Origin of the sequence: Paraburkholderia oxyphila NBRC 105797 (assembly GCF_000685075.1) — a bacterium.
Taxonomy (GTDB): domain Bacteria; phylum Pseudomonadota; class Gammaproteobacteria; order Burkholderiales; family Burkholderiaceae; genus Paraburkholderia; species Paraburkholderia oxyphila.
Genome location: NZ_BAYD01000012.1, coordinates 96,578 through 109,608, shown reverse-complemented (window position 1 = coordinate 109,608; position 13,031 = coordinate 96,578). Strand labels below are relative to the sequence as shown.

The following is a 13,031-nucleotide window of genomic DNA, read 5'->3' as shown; positions in this document are numbered from 1 at the left end:
GTCAGGCTATCACTGCGATAAGATCCACCACCTCGGTACGAGCCCGCGCCTCAGGCAGTCAGCTCACCGTACTCGAGCGGTCGACGATCCCGAAACAATCCCCACGACGCCCGCTGCAAGCGCAACGCTTCCAGATCGAAGGCATGCACGACGAACGCTTCGCGATCGGCGCTCAATTCCTCGACGACTTCGCCACGCTGATTGGCGATGAACGATTGCCCGAAGAACTCGATGCGGCTGTCTCCCTGACGCTCGACGCCGACCCGGTTCGACGCCACCAGCGGCATCATGTTGGCCGCCGCGTGCCCGCACTGCACGTTGCGCCAATGACGATGGCGCAACTCGGTGTTCTGCAAGTCGCCAGGTGCATGACTGGGCTCGGCCGACTCCTCGAACGGGCTAGAACCGATTGCGGTCGGAAACAGCAGCATCTCCGCCCCTTGAACCGCCATCGAGCGCGCGGACTCCGCAAACCATTGGTCCCAGCAGATGCCCACGCCCAACGTGGCATAGCGGGTTTTCCAGACCTTGAAGCCGGTGTCGCCGGGGGTGAAGTAGTACTTCTCGTAATAGCCCGGCCCATCGGGAATATGCGTCTTCCGATACGTGCCGAGCACCTCGCCACCGGCGTCGACGATAGTGACGCTGTTGAAATACCTTTGATGGCTGCGTTCGAAGGTGCTGACCGGAATCACGACGTCGAGTTCCTTCGCCAGCCTGCGGCACAGCGCGATGGCCGGATTCTCCTCTATCGTCCTCGCAAGCGAAAAGTAGTCCTCACCAATGGTTTGACAAAAATACGGCGTTTCGAAGAGTTCCTGTAACACGATGATCTGCGCACCGGCCGCTGCAGCCGAACGCACGACACGTTCTGCCGCCTCCAGATTCTTTTCCAGGTCCCAGGCGCATGCGAACTGGGTGGCCGCGACCGAGACTACCCGCTGGCCGATGGAAAGGGGGCGGTTCATGAGTCGTTGTTCCATAAGTCCTTCCTTCTTGTTTCAGTTAAAAGCTACGGGGCGACGCTACTGCAACTTCGTTTCCGATACCGGCGACATCGCTTTCGACTTGTGAATGCTTCTGGCTGAACAGCCGCTCCACGCGTTGCCGCTCGGCAGCCTTCATCGGCATCGCCCAGGTCACGCCGACGTACACGGCGGTATTGATCAGCAACCCGATCACGCCCGATGTAGCTCCGTCCGCCCACGGAATCGATATCGGATAGAGCACCTGAAGCACCATGGCGCTCACTGCCCCGCTCACCATCCCGGCAATCGCCGCCGCCGCGGTGCCGCGTTTCCAGAAGATGCCGAGCAGCAAGGTGGGGGCGAGCTGGCAAATCGCTTGATACGACACGAAGGCGAAGATGATCAGGCCGGAAGTCATGTTGATCGTTGCGAACGCACCGATCGCCGCCAGCAGTGTCAACACCGCCACCGCGATACGTCCGATCCGCGCATTGGTGATCCGCACGTTCATCGCCGCGCCGACAATGTCGTTTGCGGCCTGTGTGCCGAGCGCCTGCAGGTTCGCGCCGATATTGCCCATGGTGGCCGCCACCACGCAGACCCCTGCGAGCGTCAAGAGCCCTGCGCCGCCAATGCCGGCAGTGATGAACCAGACGTTGTCCGGCGCCTTGTCGACGCCCGGCACCGAGGCCGCCACAATGGCCAGCAGCGTGAGCGCGGTATCGAAGATCAACATCAGCGGGGCCGCCATGACCGCCGCGCGCTTGATGGTGGCGCTGCTATTCGAGGTGAACAGACGCACGAAAATGTCTGGCCAGCACCACCCGCCCAACACCCCCGTCAAGATCAGCGAGGCGACATACAACGGGCCGACGGCGCTGCCGGGACCGGGCAACGAATAGTGGCTGGCCGGCAGCTTGTCGAAGCCGTGTCCGTTCGTGACGAGCCACGTGAGGAGCCCGAGCGCGATGATCGTGCCGATCACGTAGGCGACGATCCCTTGCACGAAGTCGCTGATGATCACGCCGCGCATGCCGAAACGCGCCGTCCAGATCTGGCGCAGGCCAATCACCGCAATGCCGATCAAGACCGCTACCGTCCCGCCAACCTTGCCGAACGACAGGTACTTGAAGACGAGCGCGAGCGACTGCATGCCCAGAATGGCCCACGGAAACGACGCGATGATGCCGATGATCGCCGCAACGATTCGAACGGCGCGCGAGCCATAGCGCAGCCCGAGCAGGTCGGCTTGCGTACGCAGATCGTGCCGCTTGCCCCACTCGAAGACCGGCCGGGCCAGGAAGAACATCAGCACGACGGCAAGCAGCGAATAGACCATCGAATAGAAGCTGATCACGCCGAACGCCGCCGCGAACCCGGCAAACGCGATAAATCCGGTCCCCGGCACCCAGGTATTCAAAAACGCCATCGCGCTGAACCACGACCCAAACGAGCGCCCCGCCGTCGCGTACTCGCTGAAGTTGGCGCTCTGCTTCTTCGTCAGTTCGAGGACGACGATCACCAGCAGGAAAAAGGCAGCAATGCCGCCATAACCGATGACGGCATTCATGGGTTGCCTCCTTTGTCCGGGTCGATCATGACCATCACGCCCAGGGTCAACGTGATGAAAACGCAGGTCCCGAGGAAGTAGCCGATCGAGACCAGCGGCGTGCCGTTGCCGGCCGCCCAATGCAGTTGCGGCGTCAAGCTCAGAACGAAGTCGATGCCGACAATGGCGGCTATGAGCGACCTCCGCCATTTCGCGGGCGCGCGCTGCGCCGATGGGTTCATGGTGTCTCCTGGGTCAATTCGATGTGTGCTTCGAGCAAATGCTCTGATTAATGCATGCCGGAACGTTCCGGCACGGTGAGAAGCATGCGGCCGCCGATATAGCATGTCAAGCTAGCGAACATCGTTTTCCGTCGAAATTCTGGATAGGGTTTTCCCCCATGGCAGCAGTCACCCTCGTCGATCTGGCACGCGCGCTCGGCTTGTCAAAAACCACCGTGTCGGATGCGCTGATCGGCTCCGGCCGGGTGTCGGAAGAAACACGCAAGCGCGTCGCGGACGCCGCTCAGGCGATGGGCTATGTGTCGAACAAGGCGGCCCGCTCGCTGCGCCGCCGCAACATGGGCGCATTGGGCCTGTACATCCCCCCGTATGCGCGCGCGCTGTCGTTCTATATGCATTTCGCGTTCGGGGCGGTCGCCGGCGCCTCCGCGGCCGGCAGCGATCTCACGCTGCACGCGAGCGAAGCGAGGCAATTTCACGTAGACGGCGCCGTGGTCATCGACGCGCTGGACGACGATCCCGTCGTCCAGCGCATGCTGGACGCCTCGCTGCCGATCGTCTTCGCGGAGCACAGCTTCCGCTCCTTGAGCCCCGACCAGCCGGTTGCGATCATCGAAATCGACCACCACGAAGTCGTCGATTTCGTGCTCGACAAACTTCGCGTTGGCGGCGCAAAGCGCCCGGGATACATTGGGTTAGACCTCGGCCACGCGCCGGGCTGGGCCATAGAAGCGCATCATGCGTTCGAGGCCGGCTGCGCGCGTCAGGGCATTGCGCCCCGCACCGCCACGCTGGCGACGGATCACGACGAGCGCGACCTGTTTCGGGCCATCGAGCATCTGGTCAAGGAAGACCGTATCGATGCGCTGGTCGTCGGCCTGCAAGGGGCTGCCGCCGTTGCGATACCGATGCTCCAGCAATTGGGGCAGCCGGTTGCGCAGCGGGACGAGCCGGGCTTTCATCTGGCCTCGCTGGCTGGAGACCCCGTCACCGAGCTGGGCAGCGCGCAAATCCTCGCCATGGACCTCGAGCCGAAGAAGTTCGGGCTCTCAGCGGTCGAGTTGCTCATTGAAATCATCGAGACGCCGCCGAAGGGCATCGTGCACCGGCGTCATCGCCCCAATGTGTTCCTTGGTTAACGAGTAACGAGCAACGTGCCGCGCCCGGCGCACGGCACGCTTGAAGATTGGCTAACGCTCAGAACGGCGCGCCGGGCAAGCCGGGATAGTACGCACCGGCGGTCATGCCGCCATCCACCGCGAGCTCCGCGCCATTGCAGTATGAGGCTTCGTCGCTGGCGAGAAAAAGCGTTGCGCGCGCAACCTCTTCCGGCAAGCCGACGCGTTGCAGCGGCACGTTCGCGTAATGCTTGTTGATCTCTTCGAGCGGTGCGCCCGTCGGATTCGACATGACCGTGTTCACGCCGCCCGGATGCACCGAATTGACGCGCACGCCCTGATGGCCGAGTTCGAGCGCCGCAACCTTGGTGAGTCCGCGCACGCCCCATTTGCTCGCCACATAAGGGGCGAGCGCGTTGACGCCGCGCAGCCCGTCCACCGACGAGATGTTCACGATCGAGCCGGAACCCTGCGCCTTCATCAGCGGCGCAATCGTGCGGATGCCCGTGAACGTGCCCACGAGGTTGATCGACAGGACGCGCTCGAAGTCCTGCTTCGTCAAATCCGTCACGCCGCCGAACATCAAGATGGCAGCGTTGTTCACCAGCACGTCGATCCGGCCGAACACCTCGGTCGTGAATGCCGCCACGTGCGCCCAGTCCGCTTCATCCGTCACGTCGAGGCGCACGAAGCGCGCGGCGTCGCCCAGTTCGCGGGCCAGCGCCTGGCCCTCGGCTTCGAGCACGTCGGCGATCACCACGCGCGCGCCCTCTTCAACGAACAAACGGCAGGTCGCCGCGCCCATGCCGCGTGCGCCCCCCGTTACGATTGCGGTTTTACCAGTCAGTCGAGCCATGTTTCGCTATCCTCTTCAATTGCATGGCGCGTCGCGCCACCTGTCGTTTGCCCAAGCGCGCCCGCAACGGGCGCACGCTTTCAACCCCAATAAGCCTGGCCGCCGTCCAGCGGCAGCGTCGCACCGGTCAGATAGCCCGCGTCCGTACTCGCCAGCCACACGATCGCGCGGCCGATGTCGCGCTCGCAATCGCCGACGCGTCCGAGCGGAATCGTCTTGAAGAATGCGGCGGCTTCCTGCGGATGCTCGTCCACCCAGCCCTTCAGGCCCGGCGACAAGGCATGCGGCGCCACCGCGTTCACGCGGATCCCGTCCGGGCCCCATTCGCACGCGGCCGCGCGCGTCAGTGACCGGATCGCCTCCTTGGTCGCCGCATAGGCGCCATAGCCCGAGGCGTCCCAGCGCACCGCCGCGGAGGACGCGAAATTCACGATCACGCCGTCGCCCTTCAAATACGGATGGCAGGCGCGCATCAAGCGCAAGGTCGCAAGCGGGCCCGAATCGAAGCCGGCCACGAAGGCTTCGTCGGTCACTTCCAGCAGGCGGCCGAGCGGCACGACCTGTGCGTTGTTGACGAGAATCTGCACGCCGCCGAAGCGCGCTACGACCGCCTCCACGCAGCGCGTGATCTGGGCGCCGTCCATCACGTCGCACAGGAACGGCTCGGCCACGCCGCCGCGCTGGCGTATCGTTTCGCAAGTGGCCAGCAACTTGTCCAGCGTGCGGCCGACCACGGCAACCGCCGCACCCTCGGCGGCGAGCGCCAATGCCACGCCTTGACCCACGCCCTGGCCCGCACCGGTGACCAGCGCGATTTTGTTGATTAGCAGTGCCATAGATAGTCTCTATTCGATGATGATCCGGTGAGGCGATACGCTGGCGCCACGCGGTTGGACGCACACCGCCCCGGATTGCTGACCACTACGGTACAGGCGCGCTCGCGCCGGTCCATCGTCCACTCGGACGATGCGGCGTTGCCGCGCTGCTGCGCGGGAACGCTTTCGATGTGGGTGTGGCGGGTGTGCCGTGCCGCTAATCTCGGCTCAGCCTCAGCTAATTCAGGAAAAGGCCCCCACCTGCGGCTGCTCGATTCGCTACTGCAATTTGCACATCATGCTGTATTGAGCCAGTGGCGTGTCATCCCAGTTGAACCGCTTGTTCAGGTCATCGATGGTGATTTCGATGTTCGGCCCCTTTGCAGGATCGTGGATGACAACGGCGTTCGCGCTCGGCCTGGAACCGATCAAGACAACGATATGGCCGCCGACATGGGCTCCTTTTGCATCGAATAGCTTGGTGCGGACATAGCAGGGGCCGCAATCACGCAGGATCTCCGCAAGCTTTTCACACGTCCATTTCTTGTCCGCGGGAAGCGGGACCATGCTCAGGCCTTCGTTCGTCACGAGCACCGGATAGTTGGCGCCCATACCGCGAGGCTGAATGTTCCCTTTGGCGTCGACCTCATGCGGCGTGCCGTCCGCCTTGACATATTGCGCAGGCACGCCAAGCCGCGGACCGATTTCGCGGTAGTAGCCGAGCATGGACACGGCGGCATACCAGCAGCCCATTCGCTCGGTTCGCCCAGCACCAGCGTGGATATGGCCACCGATATTGACCTGGCTGACATAGGGCACGCTGAGAAGAATGTCCGACATTGGCTGCTCCGCTTCGTTGACGCCCGGCGCAAAGCCGTGTGCCCCGAAAGAAAGGTCCTCAAAAATCTCCACACCCATGCTGCCCATTGAGCAACATGCAGCTGTTCAGATTGGGCTGCGAGCGCACGCGCTTCCACTCGACCGCGAGCAGGTCCTGGTTGTCGCCGGGCGGCGTGGTCGTGAACAGCGGCTGATTCGACCCGACGCAGATATTGGTGCCCTGCAGGTTGTTCTCGTACACGAAGGTCTTCTCGCTCATGCCGAAGAACGACTGCATCGCGCTCACGGCGAGCGGCAGGTCGGGGTCGTAGAGCGGCGCCTTCGGCGCCTGCGCGGCCGCAGCGGTCACGGTCAGCGTGCCCGGCACGTTCTGCACGATATAGCCCACGCTCGAGAGGAACGCCGGATCGATCGCGTATTGTCCCGGCGGCGAGCCGGTCGTCGCGCTGCTCGAAAGCGTGCCGCTCAAGGTGGAGCTGGGGTCGCCGTTGATGAGGCCGCTGATCGTATAGCCGAAGTTCGGGTTCGGTGCGCCTTCGATCTTGACCTCGCCGTCGGCCGTGACGATCACCGTGGGCCGCGCGACATAAACGAAGTGGTCGCCCGAAAGCGGCACCACGCCGCCCCAGCTGCATCCCGCGCCGTAGCTGCAGCCGTAGAAGTTCGGCTGCGCGGTGTTGGGCTGCACGTTGCCGCGCGTTTCGCCGTTCCATGTCGAGGCCCAGATGCGCCAGCCGTTCGTGGCGCTGATGTTGCCGGTGCCGTTATCGGTAAAGACGCCGTTCTCCATCACGAGATCGATCGTGCCGCCCGCGCTCAGGTTGGTGTTCTTGCCGCCCGTCGGGCCGCTCGGCGAGGCCGTGCCGCCGCCGAGGCCGATGCCGCCCGTCGCCGCCTGGGCCAGCAGGTTGCCGGTGAGCGTGGAGTTGGTCGCGTCGATGGTGGTGGCCGCATTCGAGGCCGCGTCGAACGAACGGCTCACGATCGGGCCGATCACGAAGCTCGTCGAATTCAGGAAGTTCACGTTGCCCGCGTTGAGCATCGCGAGCACGCCCACGTCGTTTTGCGGATCATTCAGCGTGAAGTTTCCTGGCCCCTCGAGCAGCAGCCCCGCCGCCTGAATGCCGCCCGGGTCGGTCACCGCGCCCGCCGAAGCGAGCGTGAGCGTATTGCTGCCGAGCGAGATGCCGTAGAGCAGTTGAATGCCCTGGCTGCCGCTGCCGGTGTTGATGAGCGTGAGGTTCTCGTTCGCGCTGGGTTTTTCGAGCGACGTGCAGGCGCCTTGCGACGGGCACACGCCGCTCACGGTGATGAGGCCCGTTTGCGTGCTCGAACCGAGCACCAGCGTCGAGAAGCCGGAGAACAGCGCGTAGGTGGCCGCGTCGATGCTCAGGCCCGCCGCGCCCGTGCCGAACAGCGTGATCGGCGTGCCGTCCCCGGCCATGAAGGCGAAGCTGGTCGGGTTGATGCTCGCGGGCATGAACGCGAGTGTGCCGCTGGTGGCGGAGACCGCCGCGCCCGCGTCGGCGAAGCTCGTCGCCGTGCCGTCGTTGGCGGCGCGCAGCGCGAGCGTGCCGTTCGTCCCCGCGTTGACCTGTACGGTGCCCGAGTTGTAATAGAAGTCGCTCGACACCGGCACGGCGCCGAACGCGAGGCCCGCATCGGAGGTATTGGTCGAACCCGCGATCGAAATGGTCGTGTTGGGTTGCGTGGCCGTGATCGTGCCGTTGTATATGAGCGTGCCGTAGTCATACTGAATATTGCCGCCGCTCGTGCTCGTGGTCGGGCTCGTGACCACGCCGCGAATATCGATGGCGCCGCCGTTGTTCGAGACGATCTGCGAGCCGTCGGCGACCAGCACGCCCTGGGCGTCGGAGCCCGAGCCGCTGCCGTAGATCGAGAGCGTGCCGCTGCCCGTCGTGACGGTGACGGGCGTGCTCAGGGTCACCGGTGCGTCGGAGCTGGAGTCGGCGGTCTGGCTGCCGAGCACGACGCCATTGGAGGAGACGCCGGTCGCAGGCGTGCCCGTGGTCAGGCCCGTGAGCGCGATCGTGCCGCTGGTCGAGGCGATGGCCGCGCTGGAGAGGTCGACGGCAATGCTGCCCGACGTCGTGGCAGGCACGCTGCCGTTGACCGATATCGAGCCGCTTGCCGTCTGGATCGCCGGCTGCGCGGCCGTGCCGCCGCTCGCGGTGTAGCCGCCTTCGATGGCCGTGCCATAGGCGTAGGCAGTCGCACCCGTTGTCGTGCCGCTCAACTGCACGTTGCCGCTGGTGGTCTGGATCGAGCTGCCGTAGATCGACACGCCGGTTCCGCCCGTGGCCGTCTGGCCCGCGGCAACGTTCGTGGTGCCCGCGATCTGCACGCTGCCGGCCCCGGTGCTGACCAGCATATCGCCCAGGCTGACGCCCACGCCGCTCGAAGCGACATTCGCCGTGCCCGTCAACGTGACGCCGCCGCCCGCGGTCGTGAGCGGCGTGCTGTCGAGAATCATGCCGTATCCATAGCTGCCCGTTGCCGTGCCCGTGATGGTGATCGCGCCAGCGCCGCCGGTCGTGAGCGCCGAGATTGCCGGACTCAAGGGGAAGATCTCCACGCCGTAAGCGAAAGTCGCGGAACTGCTGCCCGCGGTGCCGTTCAGCGCGATGCTGCCGCCCGTCGTGCTCACGGTGCCGCCCGACATGTAGACGCCGGTTCCCGAGCCCGTTGCCGTGCCGTTCACGGTGGCGTTGCCGCTGCTGGTGGCGATCGACGAGTCGCTCAGTGTGACGCCGTCCGCGCTGCCGATGCCGGTCAGCGTCACCGCGCCGCTGGTATTGCCGATCGTCGACGTGTTGACCTGCACGCCGGTCGTGGCCGTCGATCCCGACGCCGTGCTGTACAACCCGATCGCTCCGCCGTTCGCGGCAATCGACGTATTCGCGAGCAGGACGCCATAGCCCGGGCCGTCGAGCATCGTCCCGGTGAGCGTGACGGAACCGCTGCCCGTCACGTCGATGGCGGGCGCGTTGCCGGATCCCACGCCCGAGATCGAGATGCCGTTGTAAACCAGCTCGCCGCTGATGGCGGTCGCGTCGCCCGTGCCGGTCAATGCGACGGATCCATTCGTCGTCCCGATCGAACTCTGGTTGAACGTGATGCCATTGCCGTCGTAGAGCGACGTGCCCGAGATCGTCACGTTGCCGCCCGCCGAGCTGATGGCCGTGTAGCCGATGGCGACGCCATCGCCGAACGCGTTCGTCCCCGCGATGTTCACGGCGCCGCCCTGGGTGGCAATGGTCGAATTCTGGATGTTGACCGGGCTCGGGCCGGTGTCGCCGATCGTGAAGCTGCCGCCGTTGGTGTTCAGCGCGAACTGATTGAGCGTGACGCCGTAGCTGCCCGGATTCGCGCCGCCCACATTGGCGTCGAATACCACGTTGAGCGCGCCGCCGCCCTGCGCCACGCCTATGCTCGTGCCGTCGCTTTCGGGATTGGTCGAGATGCCGCCCGACGCCTGCAGCGAGAACGTCGTGTTGCTGCCCGACGCGAGCACCGGCGCATAGAGGTAGATGGAGCCATTGGCCGTCACGCCCAGATTCCCGCCCGGCGTGAGCGCGTCGCTGCCCACGCTGCCGACCGTACCGAACGTGCCCGTGCCCGCGTCGTAGGTTGGCGACGTGAACGCCTCCAGCGCGATGTCATCGGCATTCGTGAAGCTGACGTCGCCCGTGCCGTTCACGGAGAGAACGTTCACGCTGTTGTCCGCGTTGGTGAGCGTGAACGTGCCCGGCCCGGCGAGCACCAGCGTTTCGGCCTGGATCGCCCCCCCCTGCGTGACCGGCCCCGCCGACTCGAGCGTCAACGTATAGCCCACCGCCACGGCGCCGGAGGGGAGCGAAATCCCCTGGCTGCCCGAACCGTTCGCTTCGAGCGTCACGTTCGTCGCAAACGAGGTCTCCGGATCGACGGTGATGAGGCCCGTCTGCGTCGAACTGCCGATAATCACGGTCCCGAAGCCCGGGAACAGGGTCATTGCCGCGGCATTGATGCTGAAGCCCGGCGCGCTGCTGTTCACGTTGATGGGCGTCGTGTCCGCGCTGCCGAAGCTGAAGTCCGAGTTGACGACCCCGGGCAGCAGGACCAGCGTCGAGCCTCCCGTCGAGCTCTGTATCGTCCCGTAGACGGCGAAGCTGGTGGCGTCGCCATTGTTGGCCGCGCGCAGGATCAGCGTGCCCCCCGGGCCCGGCGAAAGGTCGGGATTGCCTGTCTGCTGACCATTCAGGATGCTCGAGAGCTCGATGCCGAGACTCGTCGAGTTGCTGGACCCCGCAATCGAGATCGTCCCGCCGTCCACGACCTTGAGCAGCACCGAATTGCCGATCTCCACGCCCTGATCGGACAGAAACCCGCTGTCCGTGCGCCCCCCCACGAGTTGTCCGCGAATATCGATGGTGCCGGTGTTGGTCTGGATAGTCGAGGCATCGTCAATCGCGACGCCCGAAACCTGGTAATCCTCATTACCCACCGGGTCCGAGCCGATGCCGTAGATACGGATCCCGCCACTGCCTGCGATGACCAAAGACTGGTTGGCCGCAGCAGTCTGCCCGCCCGGTTCGGGCTGCACCGCCGAGCTGATATAGACCCCGGAAACGGGGCTGTTGATGCCGCTGCCCTGATTCCCCTCGATATCGATATCGCCCGTCGAGGTCGCAATGGTCGAGCTGAAGATGCCGACCGCGTTGAGATTGTTCTGTCCACTGACCGCCGTCGCGCCGGGCGCCTGGCCGTATATCGTGATGGACCCGCTCGACTGCGACGCCGACTGGTTCACGCGGGCGTCGATATCGGCATACGAGAGCAGCACCGCCGCGCCGTCGAACGTTCCGGGCTGACCCGCCTTGACGCCGATCGTAATGTCGCCGCCGTTCGAGAACAGTTGAACCGGCGCCCCCGATTCGCCCTGCACCATGATGAGGTTGCCGCTCGCCGTGTTGCCCACGTTGGCGTCAAGCACGATCCCGAGCGGCCCGCCGGTCGAGAAGATGTTCTCGTAGACGTTGATCGAGCCCGAGGCGCTCAACGTGAGGGTCGCGGGCGCGGTCCCCGTCATCTGGATCGGCGCCTCGACGTTGATGTTGCCGAGGCCGTTCGCGGAAACCGGCGAATTGACCGTCGACACCGTCACCGAAGTGCCGCTGTTCAATTCGTTGTCGATCACGGTAAACAGCAACACCGACGAACTCGGGTCCGGTCCGAACATCACGCTCGACGAGCCCGTCGAGGTCGGTCCCGACGCTATCGTCCCCGTGGGCTGGGCCACGATATCGAGCTCGAACGGATCGAGCTCCCACGTCCCGCCCTTGCCCTTCGGCGCGAGCGCCTGCACCGTGGCGCCGCTCGTGTCGAGATAATGCCCCGAGGTCTCGATATAGCCGCCATTGCCGCCCTGCGGCCCGCCGTTCGCGGTGAGCGTCCCGTACAGGCGCGCCGCCGTCGTGCCATACGCCACGATATGCCCGCCGTTGCCGTTCGTGAGCGCATCGGCATGGATCTGCGCCGAGGGGTCCATCCAGATCGCATTCGCGTCGCGTATCGTCGGGTCCTGTCCCGCCGAGCCGCCGCCGAAGCGCACGCTTCCGCCGCCCGCCGCGCCGCTCGCATTGAGGTTCGCGCCCTGGAGCAGGCCCACGTCGTAGCCCGTCACGTCGATCTGCCCGCCCGTGAGCCCCGCGCCGCCCGAGGCGTCGAGCGTGCCCGACACATAGGTCTCGCCGCTCGTCCCGCCGTCGAGCACGATATGCCCGTCACGCTCGGCCAGACTCTGCGCGCGCACGATGCCCTGCTGGTTGATGACCGTGCCCGCCAGCGCGTCGGCGGTCTGCGCGCTCATCACCACGGTGCCGCCGTCGGCGGCGAGCGTGCCCGTGTTGCCGAGGTAGGCGTTGGCCGTCCCCGTGTTGATCTTCAGCGTCGTGAGCCCGTCGCCCGCGAAGTCGAGCGTGACGTCGCTGCCCGCGCCCACCGCCACGGTGCCGAGCTTCGCCGCCACCATGCCGCTGTTGGTGACCGAGCCGCCGAGCAGCGCAATGGTGCCGCCGTCGGCCGCCGTGATCGACCCCGCATTGACCACGGCACCCGGCGAACTGCCGACGAAATGGAAATTGCCCGCAAGGAAATCCGCATTCGAAATGCCGAGCGTGGACGCCACGAGCGAGCCCACGTTCACCGAAGACCCCGGCGCGAAGATCACGCCGGCCGGATTGACGAGAAACACGCGGCCGTTCGCGCTCAAGCGTCCGGCGATGCTGCTGGGATCGTTGCCCACCACGCGGTTGAGCAGCGCCGACGTGACCGAGGGCTGCGCGATGTTCACGGCCTCGCCCGCGCCGATCGAGAACGTGTTCCAGTTCACGATGGCGTTCGGCGTGCTCTGCGTGATGTTCATCTGCGTGGAGCTGGGCGAGCTCACCGTCACGCCGCCCGCCACCACCTGCGCGCCCGTGGGGTTGGCCAGCACCGACGAAGCCCAGATGGCCTCGAACAGCGCCGCCACGACGCTTGCGATCGCCTTCGCCTGGAGCGGGTGCGCGTGCTTTGCCGCCAGCCGCGCATGGGCGCGGCGCCGGGGCGCCGCCACACCCGAGTCTCCCTTGCGTTCCGT

The 13,031-nt window shown here is 65.5% G+C and carries 8 protein-coding genes; 1 reads left to right on the top strand and 7 read right to left on the bottom strand.

Translation table 11 applies throughout. The features are described 5' to 3' along the window. Nucleotides 1–50: 50 nt before the first annotated feature. Genes BO1_RS11030 through BO1_RS11020 form a run of 3 tightly spaced genes read right to left on the bottom strand, consistent with a single transcriptional unit; the run spans nucleotide 51 to nucleotide 2,759 of the window. Entirely contained in the window at nucleotides 51–968 is a 918-nt protein-coding gene (locus BO1_RS11030) for a carbon-nitrogen hydrolase (protein ID WP_028217612.1), read from the bottom strand. A gap of 37 nt (nucleotides 969–1,005) precedes the next feature. Then, entirely contained in the window at nucleotides 1,006–2,538 is a 1,533-nt protein-coding gene (locus BO1_RS50555; protein WP_043284469.1) for a sodium:solute symporter family protein, read from the bottom strand. Beyond that, on the bottom strand, nucleotides 2,535–2,759 hold the full coding sequence (locus BO1_RS11020) for a hypothetical protein (RefSeq protein ID WP_028217611.1): 225 nt from the start codon (nucleotides 2,757–2,759) through the stop codon (nucleotides 2,535–2,537). Before BO1_RS11020 ends, BO1_RS50555 begins: the two co-directional genes overlap by 4 nt. Before the next feature lie 158 nt (nucleotides 2,760–2,917). On the opposite strand from BO1_RS11020, the gene BO1_RS50550 reads away from it, so the two are divergent. Next, a complete protein-coding gene (locus BO1_RS50550) occupies nucleotides 2,918–3,898 on the top strand; it encodes a LacI family DNA-binding transcriptional regulator (RefSeq protein ID WP_043284467.1) in 981 nt (326 codons plus the stop codon). A 58-nt stretch (nucleotides 3,899–3,956) separates the two neighbouring features. Here the strand turns inward: BO1_RS50550 and BO1_RS11010 are convergent, their stop codons facing one another. The 4 genes from BO1_RS11010 to BO1_RS56310 all read right to left on the bottom strand — a co-directional run bounded on the left by BO1_RS11010 (nucleotide 3,957) and on the right by BO1_RS56310 (nucleotide 13,007). Then, complete coding sequence (locus BO1_RS11010) at nucleotides 3,957–4,733, bottom strand: glucose 1-dehydrogenase (RefSeq protein ID WP_028217610.1); 777 nt, start codon at nucleotides 4,731–4,733, stop codon at nucleotides 3,957–3,959. Between the two features lie 80 nt (nucleotides 4,734–4,813). Next, nucleotides 4,814–5,569 carry an SDR family NAD(P)-dependent oxidoreductase gene (locus BO1_RS11005; RefSeq protein ID WP_028217609.1) on the bottom strand — a complete coding sequence of 252 codons (756 nt, stop codon included), beginning with the start codon at nucleotides 5,567–5,569 and terminating at the stop codon, nucleotides 4,814–4,816. Nucleotides 5,570–5,827: 258 nt separating this feature from the next. Beyond that, complete coding sequence (locus BO1_RS11000; RefSeq protein ID WP_028217608.1) at nucleotides 5,828–6,475, bottom strand: papain-like cysteine protease family protein; 648 nt, start codon at nucleotides 6,473–6,475, stop codon at nucleotides 5,828–5,830. After that, nucleotides 6,447–13,007 carry a two-partner secretion domain-containing protein gene (locus BO1_RS56310; protein WP_052409424.1) on the bottom strand — a complete coding sequence of 2,187 codons (6,561 nt, stop codon included), beginning with the start codon at nucleotides 13,005–13,007 and terminating at the stop codon, nucleotides 6,447–6,449. Before BO1_RS56310 ends, BO1_RS11000 begins: the two co-directional genes overlap by 29 nt. Between the last annotated feature and the right edge of the window lie 24 nt (nucleotides 13,008–13,031).

What these genes read in the sequence shown, in the direction of transcription:
- BO1_RS11005 (WP_028217609.1), bottom strand. Translation starts at nt 5,569, where the DNA reads ATGGCACTGCTAATCAACAAAATCGCGCTGGTCACCGGTGCGGGCCAG.
- BO1_RS11030 (WP_028217612.1), bottom strand. Translation starts at nt 968, where the DNA reads ATGAACCGCCCCCTTTCCATCGGCCAGCGGGTAGTCTCGGTCGCGGCC.
- BO1_RS50550 (WP_043284467.1), top strand. Translation starts at nt 2,918, where the DNA reads ATGGCAGCAGTCACCCTCGTCGATCTGGCACGCGCGCTCGGCTTGTCA.
- BO1_RS50555 (WP_043284469.1), bottom strand. Translation starts at nt 2,538, where the DNA reads ATGAATGCCGTCATCGGTTATGGCGGCATTGCTGCCTTTTTCCTGCTG.
- BO1_RS11020 (WP_028217611.1), bottom strand. Translation starts at nt 2,759, where the DNA reads ATGAACCCATCGGCGCAGCGCGCGCCCGCGAAATGGCGGAGGTCGCTC.
- BO1_RS11000 (WP_028217608.1), bottom strand. Translation starts at nt 6,475, where the DNA reads ATGGGCAGCATGGGTGTGGAGATTTTTGAGGACCTTTCTTTCGGGGCA.
- BO1_RS11010 (WP_028217610.1), bottom strand. Translation starts at nt 4,733, where the DNA reads ATGGCTCGACTGACTGGTAAAACCGCAATCGTAACGGGGGGCGCACGC.